The organism is Nonomuraea helvata (assembly GCF_039535785.1).
GTDB lineage: Bacteria > Actinomycetota > Actinomycetes > Streptosporangiales > Streptosporangiaceae > Nonomuraea > Nonomuraea helvata.
On sequence record NZ_BAAAXV010000005.1, the window covers coordinates 1 to 21,508 of the forward strand.

The 21,508-nt window shown below is 70.0% G+C and carries 17 protein-coding genes; 7 read left to right on the forward strand and 10 right to left on the reverse strand.

The window, feature by feature from the left end; all coding sequences use genetic code 11:
- Positions 1-89: 89 nt before the first annotated feature.
- The 3 genes from ABD830_RS19405 to ABD830_RS19415 all read left to right on the forward strand — a co-directional run bounded on the left by ABD830_RS19405 (position 90) and on the right by ABD830_RS19415 (position 2,413).
- Positions 90-260, forward strand: coding sequence for a hypothetical protein (locus tag ABD830_RS19405; protein ID WP_344988991.1), 171 nt, complete (start codon positions 90-92; stop codon positions 258-260).
- A 192-nt stretch (positions 261-452) separates the two neighbouring features.
- Positions 453-593: a hypothetical protein gene (locus ABD830_RS19410; RefSeq protein WP_344988993.1), complete on the forward strand. Its 141-nt coding sequence runs from the start codon at positions 453-455 to the stop codon at positions 591-593.
- Between the two features lie 1,568 nt (positions 594-2,161).
- Complete coding sequence (locus ABD830_RS19415; protein ID WP_344988995.1) at positions 2,162-2,413, forward strand: hypothetical protein; 252 nt, start codon at positions 2,162-2,164, stop codon at positions 2,411-2,413.
- Between the two features lie 504 nt (positions 2,414-2,917).
- On the opposite strand, the gene ABD830_RS19420 is transcribed toward ABD830_RS19415, so the two are convergent.
- A complete protein-coding gene (locus ABD830_RS19420) occupies positions 2,918-3,418 on the reverse strand; it encodes a tRNA pseudouridine synthase A (RefSeq protein WP_425567108.1) in 501 nt (166 codons plus the stop codon).
- A gap of 181 nt (positions 3,419-3,599) precedes the next feature.
- Between ABD830_RS19420 and ABD830_RS19425 the strand changes: the two genes are divergently transcribed.
- The gene (locus ABD830_RS19425; protein ID WP_344988997.1) at positions 3,600-4,247 is read left to right on the forward strand and encodes a DUF6461 domain-containing protein; all 648 of its coding nucleotides are present in this window, start codon (positions 3,600-3,602) and stop codon (positions 4,245-4,247) included.
- A gap of 76 nt (positions 4,248-4,323) precedes the next feature.
- Here the strand turns inward: ABD830_RS19425 and ABD830_RS19430 are convergent, their stop codons facing one another.
- Positions 4,324-4,851, reverse strand: coding sequence for a GNAT family N-acetyltransferase (locus ABD830_RS19430; RefSeq protein WP_344988999.1), 528 nt, complete (start codon positions 4,849-4,851; stop codon positions 4,324-4,326).
- 950 nt (positions 4,852-5,801) lie between these two features.
- Here ABD830_RS19430 and ABD830_RS19435 point away from each other — a divergent pair.
- Entirely contained in the window at positions 5,802-6,578 is a 777-nt protein-coding gene (locus ABD830_RS19435; RefSeq protein WP_344989001.1) for a hypothetical protein, read from the forward strand.
- 283 nt (positions 6,579-6,861) lie between these two features.
- Positions 6,862-7,377 carry a hypothetical protein gene (locus ABD830_RS19440; protein WP_344989003.1) on the forward strand — a complete coding sequence of 172 codons (516 nt, stop codon included), beginning with the start codon at positions 6,862-6,864 and terminating at the stop codon, positions 7,375-7,377.
- A 42-nt stretch (positions 7,378-7,419) separates the two neighbouring features.
- Here the strand turns inward: ABD830_RS19440 and ABD830_RS19445 are convergent, their stop codons facing one another.
- The 6 genes from ABD830_RS19445 to ABD830_RS19470 form a co-directional block, all read right to left on the reverse strand.
- Entirely contained in the window at positions 7,420-7,578 is a 159-nt protein-coding gene (locus ABD830_RS19445; RefSeq protein ID WP_344993065.1) for a hypothetical protein, read from the reverse strand.
- Between the two features lie 69 nt (positions 7,579-7,647).
- Positions 7,648-13,164, reverse strand: coding sequence for an ATP-binding protein (locus ABD830_RS19450; protein WP_344989005.1), 5,517 nt, complete (start codon positions 13,162-13,164; stop codon positions 7,648-7,650).
- A gap of 345 nt (positions 13,165-13,509) precedes the next feature.
- Positions 13,510-14,184 (reverse strand): DUF6875 domain-containing protein, encoded by a 675-nt coding sequence (locus ABD830_RS19455; RefSeq protein ID WP_344989007.1) that lies wholly within the window; start codon positions 14,182-14,184, stop codon positions 13,510-13,512.
- Positions 14,181-14,774 carry a GNAT family N-acetyltransferase gene (locus ABD830_RS19460; protein ID WP_344989009.1) on the reverse strand — a complete coding sequence of 198 codons (594 nt, stop codon included), beginning with the start codon at positions 14,772-14,774 and terminating at the stop codon, positions 14,181-14,183. The genes ABD830_RS19455 and ABD830_RS19460 overlap by 4 nt, the downstream gene beginning before the upstream one ends.
- On the reverse strand, positions 14,771-16,138 hold the full coding sequence (locus ABD830_RS19465) for a pyridoxal phosphate-dependent decarboxylase family protein (protein WP_344989011.1): 1,368 nt from the start codon (positions 16,136-16,138) through the stop codon (positions 14,771-14,773). The genes ABD830_RS19460 and ABD830_RS19465 overlap by 4 nt, the downstream gene beginning before the upstream one ends.
- A complete protein-coding gene (locus ABD830_RS19470) occupies positions 16,135-17,448 on the reverse strand; it encodes a cation:proton antiporter (RefSeq protein ID WP_344989013.1) in 1,314 nt (437 codons plus the stop codon). Before ABD830_RS19470 ends, ABD830_RS19465 begins: the two co-directional genes overlap by 4 nt.
- A gap of 152 nt (positions 17,449-17,600) precedes the next feature.
- Here ABD830_RS19470 and ABD830_RS19475 point away from each other — a divergent pair, with 152 nt between their 5' ends.
- Positions 17,601-20,276: a LuxR C-terminal-related transcriptional regulator gene (locus tag ABD830_RS19475; RefSeq protein ID WP_344989015.1), complete on the forward strand. Its 2,676-nt coding sequence runs from the start codon at positions 17,601-17,603 to the stop codon at positions 20,274-20,276.
- Here the strand turns inward: ABD830_RS19475 and ABD830_RS19480 are convergent.
- Both ABD830_RS19480 and ABD830_RS19485 read right to left on the reverse strand, forming a co-directional pair.
- A complete protein-coding gene (locus tag ABD830_RS19480) occupies positions 20,260-21,186 on the reverse strand; it encodes an acyl-ACP desaturase (protein ID WP_344989017.1) in 927 nt (308 codons plus the stop codon). The genes ABD830_RS19475 and ABD830_RS19480 overlap by 17 nt on opposite strands.
- A gap of 54 nt (positions 21,187-21,240) precedes the next feature.
- Positions 21,241-21,495 carry an acyl carrier protein gene (locus tag ABD830_RS19485; RefSeq protein WP_344989019.1) on the reverse strand — a complete coding sequence of 85 codons (255 nt, stop codon included), beginning with the start codon at positions 21,493-21,495 and terminating at the stop codon, positions 21,241-21,243.
- Positions 21,496-21,508 lie beyond the last annotated feature (13 nt).

The window sequence follows — 21,508 nt, forward strand, 5'->3', positions numbered from 1 at the left end:
CGACCGGACCTCGGCGCGCTCCCGTCGGCCCCCGGCCGGCAAGTACGCTTCGCGGCCGAGCGCTCCTCGGACCCCCGAGCCGATCACGTGTGAAAGAGATCTTCGGCAAGGAGAAGAAGATCACCGTCTCTGGCCGGTCGTACGAGATGACGATCACCAGCAAGGACAAGAAGTGCAGTGACGGCGCCCTGGGTGACGCACTGAAGAAGGCCCTCAAGGCCGGCAAATGCACCCAGCCTCGTACGCGCGAGCTTCCGTGACAAGGCCGGCAAGGTGATCGGCACGATCGGCGTGGCCAACCTCAAGAGCAGCAAGTCCGCCACCAAGGTGGCCAAGGTCGGCAGCACGAGCAACTACGTGAAGCCACTGGCAGGCAAGGACAGTGTCACCAAACAGCTCGGCTCGGGCGCAGGCGGGGGCCAAGATCTGGACGCACGGTCCACTACGCGATCATGGTCTGGCTTCCAGACAAGGACGGCACGAAGCCGGACAAGAAGGGCTCCAAGCAGCTCTTCTCCGCGATCAACGACATCACCAAGGCGACGGTCTTCAAGGCTCTGGACAACCGCTCACTGACCGGTGTTCCCCAGTAGCGAACGGGCTCGTACGCGTTAGGCGGCCAAACGGGATGCCGGATCCCTCTGGGACACGCGCATACCGACCATAACGATCTCGCTGCTCTCGCTAGGCTCCCCCTTATGCGTGGCCAGGAACCCGGTCCCGAGCCCGATCGCAGGGAAGCCGACGGCTCGTCCGCACCGGCGGACGCCACCGCCGAGCTTCGGGCAGACCGGCGGGCGAGACATGCATCGGCGTTCACGCCTGCCGACGAGGCGGCACACGACTCCGCGAGGATGTGACACGTGATGCCGCCGAACGCCGCCGTACGCGGCCCGCCGACGGCGGGATGCGTGGCTCCGCCGGTGGCGGCGTGCGTGGCTCCGCCGACGAGGCGGCGTCCGCGTCCGCCCACGACGCGGCGCACGCGTCACCCGGCCGATCGACGTCCGGCGAGGGTCGCGGCGCACGCGCCATCCGGCCGATCGACATCCGCCCAAGGACGCGGCGCACGACTCCTCCGGCCGATCCACGTCCGCCCAGGACGCGGCGCACGCGCCATCCGCCGATCGGCGTCCGCCCCCTCTGGCGGTGCCGCAAGCGCCGGCGAGCGCCCTGCTATCCCCGTCTTCCAGGGCCCGCCACCGAACCTGCCCGACCCCGACGACCCGCCCGGCACGCAGCCGTGGGAGGTCGCCGGAGACGACGCCGCGGAGTACGACTGGTTCGCCGACGACGACGTCGAACCCACCCGGCCGGGCGAGCTACGGCCGTACATCCCGCTCTCGGACACGACCCGCCCGGCCGCCCACCCCTTCCGCCGGCCGAACCGGTCGTGCCAGGCGCGCCGCCCTGGGAGCCCCGCCGGCGTTCACCGCCGCCGCGGCGGGCATGCCCGCGTGCCCGCGCCCATCAGCGACCCGCACGCCATGCCGCCCTGGCCCGCCGCCACGGGCGAGCTGGTGCGAGCCCGACAACGACGAGCCGAGCACACCCCTTCGACCCGAACGCCACCAACCCGGAGTGGCTTCACCCACCCGGCCCACTACTTCGACCCGGAAGCAGCGCGCAGGGAAGCGTCCCAACGAGCCGGCGCCCAGGCGGGATCCGACGCACCCGCAGCAGCAACGGGAGGACGCGCAGCGCCCCGCCGAGGTGGGACGACGCCCCTCCGTCCAAGCAGGCGAGCGCCCCTCCTGCCAAGCAGAGGAGCGTTCCACTGTCGGCCCCCGTCGCCCCCGCCGGCAGGAGGAGACCCGGCCGCTCGCCCATGAGGGCGCCGCGCAACCACCCCACGACACCAAGCAACCGGCCCACTACTTCGACCCCAAGGCCGCCAGGCGCGACCACCCGCCGGTTCTCGCTCTCCGACCCCGCCAACGTTCCGGTCCACCCGGCGGAGCCCGGCGACGTACCCGTCTGGCCGCCCACCTCCCGCCGGCCGAGCCAAGCTGCCCGACCTTCCGTTCCCCAGGGACACCTGGGGCCAGAAGTCCCTCCCCCCGGGCGGCGGCCCCGCGTTCCGAGTGGAGCGTTCAAACAGCCCCCGTTCCAGACGCCGCCCGCTCCGCCCGGGAAGAGCAGACGCGCCCTGTTCGTCACGTTGGGTGCCCTCGCCCTGGCCGGGGTGGCCACCGGCGGCTTCTTCGCCTACCAGGCGGTGAGCTCCCCCGCCCCCACCACGACCGCCGCACCGGCCCAGCGCGTCGGGACAGGCGAGCTCCGAGCAGCCGCCGTCAGCGAGCCATCAGACGCCCAGCCCCGGACGCGCCCCGACGGCACGTCGATCCTCAACTCCGAGCAGACCGACCCGCAGAAGCTGTCGCTGTCCGAGGCGTTCCGAAGAAGAAGGTGAGCGCCGCGGGCACGACGTTCGCCAGGGTCAAGGCCGACATGGAGACGAGCTGCGACAAGGCCGCCGTGGGCGCCTTCGCCGACGCGCGCTGCGCGAGCGGAAGTGCGGCCGCGTGCTCAGGGGCCCGCGTACGTCGACAGCAAGCGCCGCTACGCCGTCACCACGCGGCATAGCGGTCCTCCCCGACAAGGACGCGGCCGCCGCCGCTCGACAAGCCAAGAACCTGTCACACAACATCTGGTTCCGCCCGCTCCCGGCGCCGCGGGCGTCGGGCAGCGAGCGCTGTGCACATCGCCGGCGGCTACGCGTCCGGCCTGGTGTGGGGACGCTACACTCGTCTTCAGCTACGCCACGTACGCCGACGCCCACACGCCCGACCCGAAGGACAAGACGCTCCCCAAGGTCAGCGGGGCGCTGCGCGACCAGACCTCACTCGTACCTCGGAACGCCGCGTCACGAAGGGGTGACAACTGGGATGGATCCGCAGCGAAGCGAGGACATCCATCACAGTCCGCCGAGCGGAGCTCGGCGATCAGACGCAAGTTCGCACTCGCCGCGTGGCCGAGGGCCCGCGCGGCGAGCTGCGCCTCCGCCGGGTAGCCGACCTCCTCCAGGCACAGTCCGTGCGCGGGCGCGACGTGCACCACCGGAGTCGCGTACGGCCCGCGTCATGCACCTCGCCCGGCCACCCACGGGCCGGCTGCCGTCGCCCGCCGCCAGCAGCGACCCGACCAGCGCCCGCACCATCGAGTGGCAGAACGCGTCCGTGCCACGACGGTCGCCACCAGCACCATACCCGTCCGGCTCGCGTACCCACTCCAGCCGCTGCAGCTCCCTGATCGTGGTGGCCCCTTCGCGCTTCTTGCAGAACGCCGCGAAGTCGTGCTCCCCGAGCAGCCGCGCCGCCGCCGCGTTCAGGGCGCCGACGTCCAGGGACCGGTTTGTGCCAGACCACCTCACGCCGCGGGGGCGCAGCGGGTTGACGCCGCCACTAGCGTCGCTCACCCGGTACGCGTACCGCCGGAAACATCGCCGAGAAACGCGCGTCAAAGCCTCAGGAGCCACGTGAGACGCGGAAAAACACGTACATCCGGGGCAAGACCCCACCCAGGACGCCGGACGACGGCGCAGTAGAGCCGCTCATCGACACCCAGCGGCCCGCGGTTGCCGTCGAGCTCGGCCAGCGATGCCGTCCGGCACGTGGATAACCCATGAACGCTACGCCGGGCTGCGGATTTCCGGATTTTCGGTGATTTTCGTGCGCGATCGGGATAGTGCATCGCTGCTAGGAGCACTGGACCTACGTACGCCAGTGGATGTGGCAAGCATGCTCACTCCAGGAGGGCCTTTCATCGCGTCCGTCCACGCTCATCCGGCAGGCACCATCACGGTCGAACGTGGCGGTTACATGGGCGCCCTCCACCCCATCATGGAGAGCCTGTCCACCGGCGCGGCAGCCGCCGGCGTCTCACGGACATTCGAGACCGACGTCTACTTCGCCTACGCGGAAAACGGCGAGGTGATCTCCGCCTTCACCATTGACGATCCGGCAACCAGGCGCGGACGCTCGCCCGACACCATCGCGGCCCACATAGCGGATCTCGGCTTCCCAACTTTCGACGACGACCTTGAAGAAGACGAGAACGAAGACGAAGAAGAGGACATTTACGCCGCGACACCCGGCAAACGGCAACTCGCTCTATGCTGCGCGCTGGCCCTGGCCACCCGCCTGACGGGACTTCGGCTGACGGAAGACCTGCTGGCGACGCAGGTACCCCGCTACCCGACCTCGTCACTCTATTCCGCAGGCGGAGTCGCTACCCCGGCGATCTGAACGTTGACAGAGCGCGACGTATAGGAAGCGTGAACGCTCAAAGCCGAGCCCCCTCCTTTCGGGGCGGTGGCGGGGATCAAGACCTCGTGGTCGGGACCCAGTAGCGACGCTTCTGCTCGGTGATGTCGAGCAGCCGTCCGCCGTTGGCTTCGATGACCCGTTGAGAGGCGATATTCGTCTTGTCGCACATGACCAAAGCCTGAGAGATGCCTAAAGATCGGGCGATCGGCAGCGCCGCGGCGAGCATAGCCGTCGCGTGACCCTGGCGGCGTGCGCTGGGGCGGACGTCATAGCCGATGTGGCCGCCGAACTTCTCCAGTGCCGGGGTGAGCCGGTGACGGATGGCCAATCTTCCCAGGAATTCCTCGCGGTCGACCCACCATAGGGTGGTCATCGGCACGAATCCGGGGCGTACACCCCATGAGTTCCGCTCGTCGACCACTCGCGCGGTGTACGCCTCGAAGGCCGCCGGGTCCACCAGAGCCTGCGGGTCGACATCGTCGATGTACCACGGAACCGGATAGTCAGGGTCAGCACGGAACTCGGCCGCCGCGGCCAGAAACGACGTCCGCAACGTGCCGATCGGATCGATGAACTCTGGCATGGCGACCATGATGCCTGCGAGGGTGGGTGGCACCAAGCCCTTATCGGGCTCAGCGACGTCGTCGCCACTCTGCCGCCGGCCCGCACCCACTTCGCGGCCCTCCGGGTGCTTCGCATGGGCGCCGGCCGCTCCGCTCACATAAGACGGGACGACTCTTCAAGCCCTATGCCTCCGGCGGGAGCGCTCCGGCACCGAGGTGGTCACCTCGCACACCATCGACTCAGGCAAGCCCAGCAGCCCGCCTCCTCCGCATCAAACCCGGCCCTGACCGCAGGACAACGCATGACCGAGGAACGGCGACCAGCGAACGTACACACGAAGCCGGGCTTGACACTCCGTCCCCGGCCCGCTGCCGCTACGCGGTGAGTCGACGGCGTACGAGGTGAGTACCAACCTGCCCGCTCAGCCGGAACACGGTTGAGCGGCTATCACGACGAGGGAAGAGGGACCGTGGAAGGCACCGCCCCCTCTTCCGCAGGCCGTTCGGCCAGATGGACGCACGCCGGGCAGGCGCGCGTAGCCGTGGGTAGGAAAGGCAAGCACCAGCCAAGGGTCGGCAGCGGGCTCACTGCTTCGCCGCACAAGCCGATCTTCTGCTTGGCCCGTACGGCATGCTGTACAGAGTTCCTCTCGTGGTCGGACAGGCCGAGCCGGTAGTCGCATGCTGAGTTGAGCGACGCCATCCGCGTCGATCGTCTGGCAGAGACCGTGGTCTACCTCGTACTGGGATAGACGTCGGCCGTTTCGAGTTGCCCAGAGACGCCCCACAGAACTACGCCAAATACACCAACCGGGAAAAGCCGCTTGGAGGTCTCCGAGAATTACCGGGGTTGACATGGGATCAGCGTGCTTACCTTTGCGTGACGAACCCACCGCGTTATAGAGACGTCCAGGACGTTATGGCGTTACGCTCAAAAACGTCCCTGACGTCCTCCGTCCCGAGGTGTACCGTGGCCAACGTCGCCCTACGCAGCGCCATGCTGAACGCCAAGGTCACGAACCAGAACCTGGCCGACCGGTGTGGCGTGGACGTCAAGACGGTGGAACGCTGGCTGCAGGACGAGGCTCGTGTCCCGCACCTGCGGCACCAGTGGGCCGCCGCAGAGGCACTAGGAGTTGAGACAGCCGTGCTATGGCCAGACGCAATTCGCAATACGGTGAAAACAGGGCCGGACAAGGAAGTATTGACGGTTTATCCGTATCGCTCCGCGTGCCCGAAATCAATCTGGCGCAACCTCATCAACGCGGCGCGCAACGAGATTGTGTTCGCCGGTTACACGAACTACTTCCTGTGGCTGGAACACCCGAACCTGGCGAAGGTTCTCAAGCGGAAAGCACAGCAGGGCTGCAAGATCCGGTTTCTCGTCGGCGACCCGGACAGCGAGGTCACCCACCGCCGCGAGGAGGTGGAGAACGTCCCGCTGACCGTATCCACGCGCATCCGGATCACGCTCTCGGAGATCGAGCAGCTACGCGACGTCCCCGGCATCGAGGCCCGGTACGGCGACGAGCACATCGCCATGAGCGTGTTCCGTTTCGACTCGGAGATGCTGGTCACGCCTCACCTGGCCAAGCTAGTGGGGCACGACTCGCCGATGCTGCACCTGCGGCGGTACCAGGACGACGGCTTGTTCGACCGATTCGCGTACCACGCTTCCGAGCTGTGGAGCAACGGCCGTGACGTATGGCAGCAGCCCCAGCCCACGGGCCAGATGCTGGGTGACTAAGTGAGCGACAATCGTCCCGGACGGCCCTGGACTCCAGAGGACCACAGAGGACGATAACCCCAGGTGGGGGGCAAGTATCGGCCAAGATCCCACCCCTTCCTGATGTGCCTTAGAGGCCGCGCAGATAGGCGCGATGGAGTACCCAGGGAGTTGAGCGGGCGCAGGGCTTGGCGATCATGGAGTTGCAGCGCTCTGAGATCATTGAGGAGACCTGTGCCTGCTCTGCCATCATGGCTGATCGAACCCCTCTTCCCTCGCGACGTCGCCCACCCGCCTGGTATGCATGGCTGCCATGCACAGTTTTCTTCTCGTTGAAGGCTCGAACACGTCGGGCAGCGTGGTGACGGAGTATGCGGGGGTCCACCGGAGCGTGGCTGCGGCGGAGTCGGCCATCCGGGACTACGTCCGCTCGGGCGGCGGCTTCGAGCTGACCGCGTCGGCGGGCCAGGAGTTATCCTTGCGGATCTACCAGCAGGGCGCACTTGTGGCGGAGCATGATCTGATCCCGTTGCTCCGCCTGCAGATCCCCGGCTTCGCGGAAATGGGATTCGACGACGACTACGACCACGTCGGAGGCGAACCGGAGCCGGACAGCGACGCCGACGGCATAGACGATCCGGAACTCCTGGCCGACATGCGCGCGGAGGCACTGCTCGACCACCACCGCGAGATCGGGGTGACGGTCGAGTGGCACCGCATACTCCTGCCAGCACTGCGGGAGCCACTGCTCCCGGAGGGGCAATCCGTCACCATAGATGGGCGAACCTTGAGCTTCGGAGCCAACTGGTTTCAGGGCTGACGCGCTTTGCGAGCCTTGGTCTCGAGTTCACCTACGCCTTGGCTAAGAGGTCGCGCGTAGGCGTTTTGGTCGTAGCCGGTGGTTCGTGCGTTCGTCCCAGCGGTGGGTCGTCCATGCCTGTCGGATCAGGCTGCGCACGGTGATGATCGTGTCGGCGAGGTCGAAGAAGGCGTCGATCACGGTGGCGCGGCGCTGCGGCACCTGCGGAGTGGATCAGGGATTTCCTTGGACTGGCCGCCGCGTTCGTACGGCACGCGGGCACGCTCGCCACTATGAGCCGGGGCGCCCAAGACGTTCCGGCGCGAATGGCCGGGGCTGCCCGCCGAGATGATCGAGCAGATGGGGTTGGCCGCCTGCCATCCCGCGCTCGATCGCCTCGATGATGCGGGGCCGGAGCTCGGCGGCGCTGATGATCGCGTCCACGGAGCCGACCTGCACCGCGCGCTGGATGCTGTGCACCCGGTCGAACTCCGCGGCGACCTCGCCGAGCTTCTCCGCCCTGACGGCTGCCTGCACCTCGGCCAGCTGTGCGCCGAGCACCGCCCGCTCGTCGCCAGTGGCTGCCGAAACGCGGGCCTGCAGGTCGCTCACCCGCGCATCGGTCGCGGTGCGGTTGCTCACCTCGCCGGCGAACACCGCGGCCGCGGCCGGGGCTCCGCCGAGCACCGAGGCGAACGACCCCTCCAACGCCAGCACGGTCATGTTCGGGTTGAGCGCCTTGGAGAAGACCACGAACGCGCCGCCGTGGTAGCGGGAGATCACGCAGAACACGATCGGCCCCTCGAAGTTGACGATCGCCCTGCCGATCTCCGCCCCGTATTCCAGCTGCAGTTTCCGCATCGACTCCGGCGAGCCGTCGAACCCGGACAGGTTCGCCAGCACCACCAGTGGCCGGTTGCCGGAGGCGGAGTTGATCGCCCGCGCGGTCTTCTTCGACGAGCGCGGGAAGAGCGTGCCCGCGGTGTAGGTGTCGGGCCCGTCGGTGGGCGGGAAGCCACGCCGCGGCACCGAACGCGACTCGATGCCGATCAGGCAGACCGGCCGGCCACCGATGTGCGCGTCCTGCACCGCGGCCGTCTCCGCATCGGCCATGCCCGCCCACCGCTCCAGCACCGGATGGTCCTGGTCGGACACCGCCCGCATCACCGTGCGGATGTCGAAGGGCTTCTTGCGGTCGGGGTTGTGCTCGGCGGAGAAGATCTCACCGACCGTGGCGAAGTCGCTACCCGGAATCGCGTGCGGGAAGTCGCAGACGTCCCGGGCCGTGGGGTCGGCGGTGGGCGCCCGCCGCGGCCCGGACTCGCCGGGTACCACGTAGGTGTGGTCGTAGTGGGCCATCAGCACGTCGCGGGCGGCCGCCAGGTTCGGCGCCCAGTACTGCGCCTGCCCGTTCGGGCCCATGACCCGGTCGTAGCCGCCGATGCCGAAGTTGTCCTCGGCCGAGACGCCGCCGGAGAAGTCCAGCGCCTGCTTGCCGGTGAGCACCATCGCCGAGTCGGGCGTCATCACCAGGATGCCCTTCGTGTGCATGAGCATGGTCGCCTCGGCGTTCCAGTACGGCTGGGCACCCACGGCGATGCCGGCGACAACGATGTTGATCTCGCCGCCGCCTTGGGTGAAGGTGACGATCCGCTTGAGCGCGGCCGCGACCCAGTCCATGTTCTCGGTGCCCGAGGTCATCGACACCCGGGCACCGGCCGACAGGGCGAACCACTCCAGCGGCACCCGCATCCGCTCTGCCAGGTCGATCGCGGCGATGACCCGGGCGCATTCGGGCTCCGACAGCGCGCCCAGCGACTTGGTCGGATCGCCCAGCAGCAGCACGCGGGTGACGCCCTCGGGGTGGCGCTCGGTCGGCGTGGTGACGACGCCCGCCACGATGCCCGCCGCGTTCTTGCCCTTGGGCCGCTCGACCGGCATCAGCGTGCCGTGCTCGTCGAGGTCGTGCTCGACGAAGTCGCCCAGCATCGCGGTCAGCTCGTAGGGATAGATGTTGCCGCGCCTGGCCGCGCGCAGCACCTTGTGCCGGTAGTCGTCCAGCGGCTCGATGGGCTCGTCGGACGGCTCGCCGATGGTCAGCTCGGTTGCTCCGGCGGCACCCTGCGCGATCCGCACGGCGATCTTGGTGAGTTCGCCGGTCTCGGGGTCGCGCCGGCGGCCGATGAACTCTGTCTCGACCAGCCCGGCGCCGAGGGTCGTCGGCAGCACGCGCCGTACGATCGGCTCCAGTTCATCGCGGCGGACGCGGCTGGGCGGCCAGACGTAGACGACGATCCGGTTGACGCTCAGACGCCTGTCGGAGGGCTGGCGTGACTGGGCGCGGCGGATGGAGTCGACGCAGGCGGTGACAGCTTCCTCGGCCGCGGGCAGGGCCACCAGGTGGCCGTCCTGATCGCGTAACTCGGTCAGGTCGCGTAGCTGAGTGAATGCCACCAGGCGCTCGTCGGCGGGGTTCTCCTTGGCGACGCATCGGAACAGGTAGACCTCCTCGTCAGTGGAAGGCAGCCGGGTGAGGTCGAACTTGCTGAGCCGCTCGATCTGCATACGCTGGGCGAGATGGGGATGCAGGCCGCGGATCAGCCGGTCCTCGGCCATCCCAGTCCCTGTGGGGCGGAAGGTGAAGTGGTGGTGCATCACTGCCCCGTCGCGGCCGGCGACGATGGCGGTGAGCCTGCGCACCTGGCCCGGCAGCGGGTGGGCGTTGACGACCTCGCTCAGTGCGGCCGCCATCGCTTCGAAGTCGGCCGGCTGGCCCTCCCAGGACAGATAGATGTCGGCGTCGACGACCTCCGCGTCGGCGGCCAGCTCGGCCAGGCCGTCCAGCGTACGGCCCAGGACGTCGAAGCTGACCGCGGCGGAGGCCACGCAGGATTCGGCGCGCTCGGCGACGACGAACGTGCAGCCGGCGGCTTGGCGGGTGCGTACTGCGCACAGGGCCTTGTTGCCGTAGTGGCGCCGGGTCAGCACCTCCAGCATGACCGCGTTGTCCAGCTCATGGCGGACCAGGCGCTGGCCGAGCAGCCGGACCAGCGGTTCGGTGCTGCGGACCATCTCGGCGATGCGCTCGGCACGGTCGGGCGCATCGGGGCTGGCGTCCAGGTGGCGCAGGTGCTTGCGGACATCGGCGTAAACGCGGGCGCGGTCGCGGCGCAGCAGCGGTTGGACGAACCAGGTGTAGACGACGCCGCGGGCCAGGTCGGAGACGATCGGGAAGCGGACCTGGGTGGCCGACAGCAGCCCCTCCAGGGTGAGGCCTGCGCGCTCGCGCAGGTTCTGGCCGGGCGGAGTCATGTGCAGCCACTCGCGCAGCAGCGTCGCTATGAGGCCTGCGTCGGTCGAGGCGCGCTGCTGGGCCAGGAAGACACGGAACACGGCGGCCTCAAGATCGGGGGTGCGATCGAGGCTGGTCACGCCGTAGTGGGCCAGCGCCTTGGCGAGCTTGGCCTGGAAGGTCTCCGGCAGCCCGGCTCGCTCGATGTCCAGGCTCTGCAAGTAGGTGTGGAAGTACTCCCGAGCGCTGTGAAGGTGCCCGCCACCGGTGGCGGCCCCGCCACGCTGGCGGTTGCGGCTCAGCTCGCACAGGTCGGCGAACACGGTCAGCAGCTCCAGCTCGCCCTCCAGCAGCGGGCCGCCCAGCTCGGCACGCGCGGCCAGATAGTCCGACAGCACCCGCTTGTGGTCGTGCGGATCGACGTCGAAGCCGAGCAGCAGGCTGCGCAGGTCCTGCAGGCCCCGCTCGACCCGGTCGCCCGCCGACACGCCAACGGGCTCGGCCGGCAGGTCGACCTCGACGGCGCCGCCGATCTCCTCCTCCCGGACCTCATCGCCCAACGGTTCCAACCGCATCAGCGGCGCGCCGGTCTCCACCTGACTACCGACAGTTACCGGACACTCGCGGACACGGCCCCGGAACGGCGCACGCAGCACCGTCTCCATCTTCATCGACTCCAGCACCAGCACCGCCGCGCCCGGCTGGACCTCCTCGCCCACCGACACCGGGACCGCCACTACCAGCGCCGGCGCCGGAGAACGGACCACACCGCCCTCATCACGGCTGACCCGGTGCGTGACACCGTCGACCTCGATCAGATGGATCGGCCCGTGCGTGGCCGACACCAGGCGGTAACGGTGACCATTGACCACGATCTGGCCACTGTGCGCGTCAAAGCGCTCCACCTCCACATCGGCCGCGGCCCCCGAGACGTTCACCCGGAAACGCTGCTGACCGACCCTGGCGACGCTCAGCCGGTAACCGACACCACGCAACTTCAGGTCCAACGGCCGGCCGGGGTCGTGACGGACCTGAGGACGCCCGCCGTACGCGGTGGACAACAGCCGGCGCCGGCTGACCTCCTCCTCATCCAGATACGCCTCGATGGCGGCCGCGGCCAGCGCGACCGCCGAATGCCGGTGACTGACCAGGCGGCCCTCGCCGCGCACTCGATCGATCCAGCCCGTGTCAGCGCCGGCCTCGATCACCTCCGGCTGGTCGAGCAGATCCAGGACGAAACTCTTGTTGGTGGCACCACCCTCGATGATCACCGTGGTGTCGGCCAGCGCCCGGCGCAACCTGCCCAGCGCCTGCTCGCGGTCGCTGCCATAGGCGATGATCTTCGCGATCATCGAGTCGAAGTCGGCCGGGATGGTGTCACCCTCGCTCACGCCGGTGTCGACGCGGATGCCGGGCCCGGCGGGCAGCACCAGGCGGGCGATGCGGCCGGGCGCCGGCGCGAAGTCGCGGTCGGGATCCTCGGCGTTGAGCCGGGCCTCGACGGCGTGACCGGCCTCGACCGGCTGCGGACCTACCAGCCTGCCGCCGCCGGCCACATGCAGCTGCAGGCGTACCAGGTCGGTGCCGGTGGTGATCTCGGTGATCGGGTGCTCGACCTGCAGCCGGGTGTTGACCTCAAGGAAGGCCAACAGCTTCTCCCCCGGATGGTAGAGAAACTCAACCGTGCAGGCGCCGCGGTAGCCGACCGCGACGGCCAGCCGCCCGGCCGACGCCTTCAGCTCCGCCGTCTGCTCCGGGCCCAGCACCGGGGAGGCCGACTCCTCGATGATCTTCTGGTTGCGCCGCTGCACCGAGCAGTCACGCACACCCAGCGCCCACACGCCTCCTTGGCCGTCGGCGATGACCTGCACCTCGACGTGGCGCGCCCCGGTCACCAGTCGCTCCAGAAACACCACCCCGGACCCGAACGCGCGCAGCGCCTCCTGGCTGGTGCGCTCGTATGCCTCGGCCAGGTCCTCGGCCGAGGCGACCATCCGGATGCCGCGACCGCCGCCGCCTGCGCTGGCCTTGAGCATCAGCGGGTAGCCGATCTCCTCACCCGCGCGCAGCGCCTCCTGCAGAGTGGCGACCTCGCCACGGCTCCACGGCGCGACCGGGACGCCGACCTCCTCCGCGATCAGCTTGGCGCCGATCTTGTCGCCGAGCCTGCGCATCGCCTCCGCGCTCGGCCCGACGAACGTGACTCCGATCTTCTCGCACAGTTCGGCGAACGCCGGATCCTCCGCCACGAACCCCCACCCGACCCAGGCCGCGTCGGCCCCGGTTTCGACCAGCGCGCGCTCCAGCACCGCGTGATCGAGGTACGGCCGCGCCGAGGCGGGACCCAGCGGGTAGGCCAGGTCGGCCGCGCGCACGAAGGTGGCATTCCGGTCGGCGTCGGTATAGAGCGCGACCGTCTCGATCCTCTCCCCGGTCTCCGCCGACAGATCCCGAACGGCATGGATGAGCCGCATCGCGGCCTCTCCACGATTGACGATGGCGACACGACCGAACATGCGACCGAGCCTTCCTGTTGATCAACCATCTGCGCACGGGGCCATGGCGGTCTCCCGGCGGCATTCCACCCTTCCGGGGTCGGGACGGCCACGCGATAGCGGACGTGGCACGTTGCGCGCCCCCGGTGGCGGGAAGGCCACCCAACAACCGTGGCCGTCCGTTGCTTCAGGGTATGTAGGGCAACGCCACCATTCGGAGCGTTGCGACGAAAGATCGCCCCACAAGGTCGAAAGTTCGCCGGGGGAAGACCGCGATCGTGGTGATCGCCCCAGCGCGCCGCGCTACCGATGACATTGGCCCATGCGGGTCGGGGAGGGGGCTCGGGCTGTCGATCATGGGGTCCGTCACCGCCAGGGTACGCGGCGAAGGCCGACCGGAGGTTTCGCTGAGACCGCCGCCGGCCGCGGATGAGGCGTAGGCACAACCCGGCCCACCAGGTGGCTGCGGATCCTGGCCGGAATGCCGCCGGCGAAGCGCTCCAGGTAGGAATTCAGGTGACCCTCCTCCTCCCACAGAAAGGGCAGGTCGAAGGCGAGCATCGTACGGATCGCCAGCAGCGGGATCGGCGAGCGCAGCGGGCGGAAATCCGCGTTCCACAATCCCGGTTCCGCGCATGAGGGGTGGAACTGGCCGATCATCAGCCCGCCCGCCACATATTCCTTTTTCAACCGCCGCTGCATTGCATCCAACGTGGTCCCGTCGATATCTGGCAGCACCACCACAAAAGTCAGCAATTCCCGGTGCTCCGGAGAAACTGCTTCCAACGTGTCCAGGAAAAGACCACGATAAGCCGCGATGGTGTCGTCGGAAACCTCGCCCTCCTCCACCGCGAAATGAAACAGGCCGCGGCGCAGCGACGGCGCGCTGAACGGGCAGACCGGCCCCGAGCGGCCCAGCTCGGGGTGGCCCTGGGTGAGGAACTCCTGGCTCCAGTCCAGGATCTTCCGCAGCTCCGGCAGCCGGGGATGGTCGAGTCCGGCCATCGCCTCGGCGGCCGTCCACACCTGGGGAGAGGTCATTGCGGATCCCGCCACATCGGCCGCAACCGCGGCCCGCCGGGGATGTGGATCAGGGGTCCGTGCGGCTCGAAGCCGAACCGCCGCGCGACCGCCTCGCCGCCCGCCGAGCTCGCCTCCAAGTAGGCGGGCGTCCCGTCACGGTCGCACTCCTCCATCAGGTGCCGCATCATCGCGCTGGCCATGCCCGTCCGCTGGCGCTCGGGCGTCACCGCGCCGAAGCCCAGGTAGAGGTGGGGCGGGCCGGCCGGGTGGTAGAGCTCCTGCAGGTCGACGATCGTCATCAGCGCGTCGGCGTACTCGCCTGCCACGGCCCGCAGCCGCCGGGCGAACCCCTCGCCCGGGTCGGCGGCGCCTGGTGGGGTCGCCAGAAGCACCCCCTGCCGGTCATCGGTGGTGTAGGCGCCCCGCTGGGCGAGCGCCAGGTCGTAGAAGGCGCGGAAGAAGTCCGGCAGGATCTGGCGCCGCCGTACGGGATCGGGGAAGGCCCACACAGTCAGCGCGTCATCGGCGAACGCCTCGGCCAGGAGCGAGACCAGTGGCTCGGTGTCGGCGTCGGTTGCCGGGCGGATGGCCAGGCTCGACAGGGTCATCGGGAAGTCCTTCCAGCGGCGAGCTCCTCCAGGCGGTGGTGCAGGTGCCAGAGGTGGTCGCCTGTCTCCGGTTTGATCAGAACGCTGCGCAGGATCCGGGCGCCGGGGGCATCGGCCGCCAGCGCGGGATGGCGCGCGGTGAACGCCGGGGCCTCGACGCGCAGGGCGCTGACGTAGACGGGGTCGGGCCCCGCCATGCCGTCGGTGAGGACCCGGGCAGAGGCGGCGTCGACACCGCCGAGCGTCGCCTCGGTCGGGAAATACGTGACGATGTCCAGCTCGGGAGGCTGGTACAGGCTCAGGTACGGCGAGGCCTCCAGCATCCCGGCCCATTCCCTGGCCGCGAGCACCCCCGGCAGCAGCACCCGGCCGAGCCCCTCGCGGGTTGCCGGCAGCAGCCGCAGGGTCAGCCAGAGCGCGGCCGCCGCCGCGCCCGCCCGCGAGCACTCCAGGCTGATCTCGCCCAGGTGCAGGTCGGAGGGCGTGAAGTAGGTGTAGGGCGAGTCGTGCAGGAAGTGCCGCGCCACCGCCGGGTCGGCGAACAGCACGGCCCCGCAACCATAGGGCTGGAGCCCGTGCTTGTGCGGGTCGACCACGACCGAGTCGCAGGCGGCGATGGCCCGCCAGGGACGCGGGTCGAACAGCCCCTCCTCTGCCAGCAGCACGTGGAAACCGCCATAGGCGGCGTCCACGTGCACCCGCGCGCCGTACCGGCGGGCCAGGGCGAGCGCCTCGTGGACAGGGTCCACCGCGCCGGTTCCCGTGGTGCCGGCGGTGACGACCACGGTACCGACGCGCCCGGTGCGCAGCAGGCTCTCCAGCGCCTCCATGTCCATCCGGCCGCGCGCGTCGGCCCGGACCGCGTGGCCCCGCACGCCCAGGACGTGGCACATGCGGGCGTGGGTGAAGTGGCTGTCGGCGCTGTAGGCGATGTCGCGGTCCGGGTGGATCTCGCGCGCCACGAACAGCGCCTCCAGATTGCCCATGGTGCCGCTGGTGGTCAGGTGCCCGAGGTGGCGTTCCAGGCCGAACATCGCAGCCAGCGCCTCCATCACCTCCCGCTCCAGATCGGCGGTGGCCGGGCCGCCCTCCCGTGCGTGGTTGTTGGGGTTGAGCTGCATCGCGGTGACGTAGCCGACCACCGCGGCGGGGTGCGGCGGCTTGACCATCTGCCCGATGTAGCGGGGGTGGAAGAAGGGGTAGTTGTCGCGCAGGCGCTTGCCCAGGTCGGCGAAGGCGGCGCCGAACTCCGCCTCGCCGAGCTGGTGGGAGGGGTGCGCGGCGAACGGACCGAACTCCGCTTCCCACGCCTCGACCGTGTCGACCGCGCACCCCAGCCAGCGGCGCAGGTCCAGCCCCGTCATGCGACCCGCTCCAGTGCGGGCTCGAAGTGGGCTTGCCTGCGCTCGTCCTCTTCGGTGGTGGTCTCCAGCCTGGCCATCGCCACCCGCAGGATCGGCGGCGCGATGACCGAGGTGACCACGGCCACCAGGATAATGATGGTGAACACATCGGTGCTGATCACGCCCAGCCGCAGGCCCACCGTGGCGACGATGACCTCGACGACGCCGCGCGCGTTCATGCCCGCGCCCAGGGCCAGCGCCTCCCAGTTGCCCAGCCTGCTCGTGCGGGCCCCGAGGTAGGCGCCGGCGAACTTGCCGACGATGGCCACGGCCAGGATGAGTACGGCGAAGCCCAGCACGTCCGGCCTGGTCAGCGCCGTCAGGTCCATGCGCAACCCGGCGGTGGCGAAGAAGATCGGGGCCAGCACCCCGACGACGACCGTCCGCAGCGGGGCGAGCTTGGCCCGGTCCGGCCTGCCGTGCGCGCTGATCACCAGGCCCATGACGAACGCGCCGAAGACCGCCTCCAGGCCGAGGGCGTGCGTGCCGGCCGCGGCCAGCAGGATCAGCACGACAGTCGTGGCGATGGTCGGCATCTCCTCGCGCGAACGGGAGGCCAGCCGGAAGGCGGCGCGGGCGAGCGGGCGGCCCAGCACGAACGCCAGGATCAGCACCCCGGCGACGTAGCCCAGCGACAGGCCGACGGAGCCGGCGCTCAACCCGCTGGTGGCCATGGCCGAGACGATCGAGAGCATCAGCCAGCCGAACACGTCGTCGACCATGCCCGCGGTCAGCGTGAGCTGCCCGATGTTGCGGTGCATGAGGTTCATGTCGAGGAGGACCTTGGCGATCACCGGGATGGCGCTCACGCACATGGCCACACCCAGGAACAACGCGAAGACGGTCTGGTCCTTGCCGGCGGTCAGCGTGGCGGGCAGCAGCAGCCCCATCCCGATACCAGAGACGAGCGGTATCACCAGGCCGAACCCGCTGACCTTGGCGGCGGTGGCGCCCTGGCGGCGGATCAGCTTGGTGTCCAGATGGGCGCCGGTGATGCCGACGAGCAGCAGCACGCCAAGCTGGCCGACGCCGTCCAGCAGGTGGAACTGCTCGGCCTGGCGCGGGAACAGCCAGGACTCCAGCCCGGGCGCGACGTGGGCGAACAGCGAGGGGCCGAGTAACACTCCAGCACTCAGCTCACCTACCAGAGGCGGCAGGCGGAATCTCACCGCCACCCGGCCGAGCACGAGAGCCAGCAGCAGCAGCACGCCTATTTGCAGCAGAAGAAGGAGCAGCGCGTGTGGCGCCGGCGGCGGGGCGATGGGCGTCATGAACGGTTCCTTCGGCGCTCGGAAACGGATTCTCAGATTCGCACGCGGGTGCCGGAATTCCACCGAGGAAAAGACCGAAGTATTCCGCTGAAAAGGCGTTGAGTGGTCTTCCACCGGGGCGGCCCATACTGGCCGTGTGAAAGGGGGAGGCCATGCATGAACTGCTTGGCCGGAAGGTCGAGATCGGGATCGTGGACCGCGCCGTCCGGGACGCCGTGCGGGGACGCTCAACCGTGATCATCGTGGAGGGCGGAGCGGGAACGGGGAAGACCGCTCTGCTGAGACACGTGGTCGCCACCGCGCGACGCGAGAGCGTCAGCGCGCTGTTCGCTTCCGGTGCCCGCCGGCACCAGCCGGACTTCGGCGCGGCGGCGGAGCTGCTGGGTCTCCGGCAGCCACCGGTCGCTTCGGACTCGGGGAGGGACGATGTGTTCGCAGCGCTGTACGACCACGTCCGCGAGATCACCCGGACGGCCCCGCTGGTGCTCGTCGTGGACGACGTGCACCGCATCGACCAGCATTCCCTTGGCTGGCTGGCCCACCTGGCGCGCCGGTTATCGGGCCTGCCGATTGTGCTGGTTGTCTCTGTTCCTGTAGGAGAGTGGCCGGCCTCGCGCGAGGTCTACGACGAGCTGCGCAGCACGGTCAACCACGTCGAGATCTCCCTGGACCCGCTGACCGAGCACGACGCGGCCCGCCTGCTGGAGCTGTCGTGCGGCACCCGGCCCAGCCCGCAGTTCGCCTCGCTGTGCCGGCGCCTGACCGGTGGCAACCCGCGCTTCCTGGTGGAGCTGGCCCGGCAGCTCAACCAGGAGGGGATCGGCACCGACGACCAGGCCGCGGGGCAACTGCCCGCGCTCGCGCCGCCGCGGATCGCCCGCTACGTCACCGATCGCCTGGCCCGGCACTCGGCGCACTCGCTGACCGTGGCCCAGATCCTGGCCGTGCTGGACGCCGATGCCCGCCACACGCTGGTCAAGGAGTTGTGCGGCATCGAGGACGGCGAGGTCGCCAACACCGTGCTCGGACTGACGGAACTCGGCTTGTTGCGCGCGGGAGCCACCATCGCCTTCGTCCACCCGATCGTCCGCGTCGCTCTCTACCGGTGCATGCGCGCCGAGGAGCGCAACCGCTACCACCTGGCCGCCGCCCGGCTGCTGGGCGCCGGTGAGGCCGACGCGCCGGTGATGGCGCGGCACCTGCTGGCCGCCGGTCCGACCGCCTCGCCCGAGGTCACCGACCTGTTGTGCGAAGTGGCCGTACGGCTCACCGCGATGGGCTACCTGGAGCAGGCCACCGCCTGCACGCAGCGCGCCATCCAGAGCTCGCTCTCCCCCGCCCACCGGATCCGGCTCATGCTGCAGCTCGGCGTCGCCCTCAGCGGCCACGACCACCACGCCTCGATCAAGTACCTGCGCAACGCCAGGTCGGGCGTGCGCACGGCCGCCGAGCGCGCTCTGATCGGGCAGCACCTGGCACTCGCCACCGCCGCGCTCGGCGACCTCTCCGGCGCGATCGGTGTCCTGGACGAACACATCGAGCCGGTCTCGCGGGCCGACCCGGCGCTCGGCTCCCGGCTGCGCGGCTACCGACAGGTCCTGCATACTCTCGACCCGGGCGCCGCCCCCGCCCCCGACGCGCAGGACGGGGGTGGCGGCGAGCTGGCCGCCAGGGCTGTACGGCTGGCCTGGGCCGGGCGGGATCCCTCCGACGCGCGGGCGGCGGCCGAGGCCGCGCTGGCCGCGGAAGGGGTGGTCGACAGCGGGGCACTGGTGTTGAGCTTCGCGCTGCTGCCGCTGGTGTACACCGACCGCCTGGAGACGGTCGAGCGGCATCTGCTGGAGGCCGAGCAGCGGGCGCCCGCCGTACAGGTGCCGGAGCTGGCGGTGCTGCGCTCCCATGTGGCGCTGCGGGCCGGGGACGTCGAGCAGGCCGAGGCGGCGGCGCGTACCGCGGTGGCGGCCGTGGAGGACGGGCTGCCGGAGCCGGTGGTCTTCCACCACCTGGCGGCCCTGATCGACGTGCTGCTGGAGCGGGGGGAGCACGAGGAGGCCGAGGAGCTGCTGCGCCAGGCGCGGCTGCCGGGCGAGCCGGTCGCCCAGTGGCGCAACAACCACCTGCTGGCCGCCAGGGGAAGGCTGCGGATCGCGCGCGGCCAGCGCCGGCCCGGTCTGGCGGACCTGCTGGAGTGCGGCGCGCGCCTGGCCACCTGGGGTGTGCGGAACCCGGCGGCCAGTTCCTGGTTCGTGGACGCGGCCGTGGCGCTGGTCGCGCTGGGCAGACAGGACAAAGCCGTACGGCTGGCCGGCGAGCAGCGCCAGGCCGCCGACCTGTGGCCGACGGAACGCGCTCTCGGGCGGAGCCTGCGCACCCAGGCGGTGGTGGCCACCGACTCCGCCGAGCGGGTGGCGCTGCTGCGGGAAGCGGTCACGGTGCTGGAAGGAGCACCCTCGGCCACGCTGGAGCTCGGCCACACCGTCGGCGAACTCGGCAGCGCGCTGGCCGAGACCGACCAGGGGAACGAAGCCAGGGACATGCTGCGGAGGGCTCTCGACCTCGGCCAGCGCTGCGGGGGAACCGCGCTGGCCGACCACGCTCACGCCGCGCTCCTCAAGCTGGGAGCGCGCCCGCGCAGGCGGGCGCAGACGGGGTGGGACGCGTTGACGCCGGCCGAGAGCCGGGTCGCGGAGCTGGTGGTGGCGGGGAAGAAGAACCGGGAGATCGCCGGGATCCTCTACGTGTCGCTGCGGACCGTCGAGCTTCACCTGACCAGCATCTACCGCAAGCTCAGCGTGTCGAACAGGGCCGAGCTCATCGGGGAGAGCTGAGCGCCTTCCGGGCCTCGCGCTCCTCGCGGCGCTCGACGAAGCGGCTGGCGTGCGCGTCCAGCACGTGCAGGAACGCTGACAGGTCCTCGCGGGCCGCCTCGCCCTCCGCGCCGAGGCCCGAGCGCTCGAAGACGCGCCAGTGGCGCAGGATCGGCATGAGCACCCGGTCGTGGTGCAGCCGCAGGTCGTAGATGCCGCTGCCGGCGATCTCAGCTGCCATGCGGCGGAATCCGGGCTGTCCCGTGCCCGGCATCTCGAAGCCCTTCACCACGTCGGCGATGGCCCGCATCGTCCGGTCGGGCGCCAGCTCCAGCGCCGCGCCGACCAGGTTGCGGTAGAAGAGCATGTGCAGGTTCTCGTCGGCGGCGATGCGGGCCAGCAGCTGCTCTCCGATCGGGCAGCCGGTGGCCGTGCCGGTGTTGCGGTGCGAGAGCCGGGTCGCCAGCTCCTGCAACGCGGTGTAGACGACGTTGGGCAGCATCTCGACGGGCTCGTTGGCGGGCCCCGCCGCCATCAGGGCCATGCGCCGCTGCTCCAGATCCACCGGATCGACGGCGCGCGTGACCACCAGGTAGTCGCGCAGCGTCATCGCGTGCCGCGCCTCCTCGGCGGTCCAGCGGTAGATCCACTCGCCCCACGCGCCGTCCGAGCCCAGGGCGGTGAGCAGGTTGTGATGGTAGGCGGGCAGGTTGTCCTCGGTCAGCAGGTTCACGATCAGCGAGGCGCGCGCCGCCGGCGCGACGGCGGTGTCGCCGGGCTCCCAGTCCTGGCCGCCGAGAAAAGCGAAGTCGCGTCCCTGGCTCCAGGGCACGTAGTCGTGCGGGTTCCAGTCGCGCGCCACGCCCAGGTGGCGGTTGATGTTCTCGGCGACGACGGGCTCGAGTTCCGTCAGCAGGTCGACGTCCTGCACGCTCTTGCTCCTTCCAGAGGCGTGGGGGGCCGGTCCGGCCCCCCACGAGTGGACTCAGGCGACGCCGGCGGACGCGTGCTGCTCGATGTGGTTGAGCACGGCGTCCACGGTCTCCAGGTCGGCCGCGATCTCGTCCGGGGTGGCCACACCGAACCTGTCCTCGACGGCGACCATGATCTCGACCAGCGACAGAGAGTCGATGTCCAGGTCGTCGCGCAGGTGGGCCTCGGGCTGCACCTCGGCCACGGGGATGCCGACGATCTCTCGGACGATCTCGGCGAACTCGGCGAGAATGTGCTGCTTGCTCATTTTCTTCTCCTTG

Bases quoted from the DNA above. Each gene is read 5' to 3' on its own strand.
- ABD830_RS19450 (WP_344989005.1), bottom strand. From the start codon at position 13,164: ATGTTCGGTCGTGTCGCCATCGTCAATCGTGGAGAGGCCGCGATGCGG.
- ABD830_RS19455 (WP_344989007.1), bottom strand. From the start codon at position 14,184: ATGACCTCTCCCCAGGTGTGGACGGCCGCCGAGGCGATGGCCGGACTC.
- ABD830_RS19475 (WP_344989015.1), top strand. From the start codon at position 17,601: ATGCATGAACTGCTTGGCCGGAAGGTCGAGATCGGGATCGTGGACCGC.
- ABD830_RS19485 (WP_344989019.1), bottom strand. From the start codon at position 21,495: ATGAGCAAGCAGCACATTCTCGCCGAGTTCGCCGAGATCGTCCGAGAG.
- ABD830_RS19460 (WP_344989009.1), bottom strand. From the start codon at position 14,774: ATGACCCTGTCGAGCCTGGCCATCCGCCCGGCAACCGACGCCGACACC.
- ABD830_RS19440 (WP_344989003.1), top strand. From the start codon at position 6,862: ATGGCTGCCATGCACAGTTTTCTTCTCGTTGAAGGCTCGAACACGTCG.
- ABD830_RS19430 (WP_344988999.1), bottom strand. From the start codon at position 4,851: ATGCCAGAGTTCATCGATCCGATCGGCACGTTGCGGACGTCGTTTCTG.
- ABD830_RS19470 (WP_344989013.1), bottom strand. From the start codon at position 17,448: ATGACGCCCATCGCCCCGCCGCCGGCGCCACACGCGCTGCTCCTTCTT.
- ABD830_RS19465 (WP_344989011.1), bottom strand. From the start codon at position 16,138: ATGACGGGGCTGGACCTGCGCCGCTGGCTGGGGTGCGCGGTCGACACG.
- ABD830_RS19425 (WP_344988997.1), top strand. From the start codon at position 3,600: ATGCCGTCCGGCACGTGGATAACCCATGAACGCTACGCCGGGCTGCGG.
- ABD830_RS19410 (WP_344988993.1), top strand. From the start codon at position 453: ATGGTCTGGCTTCCAGACAAGGACGGCACGAAGCCGGACAAGAAGGGC.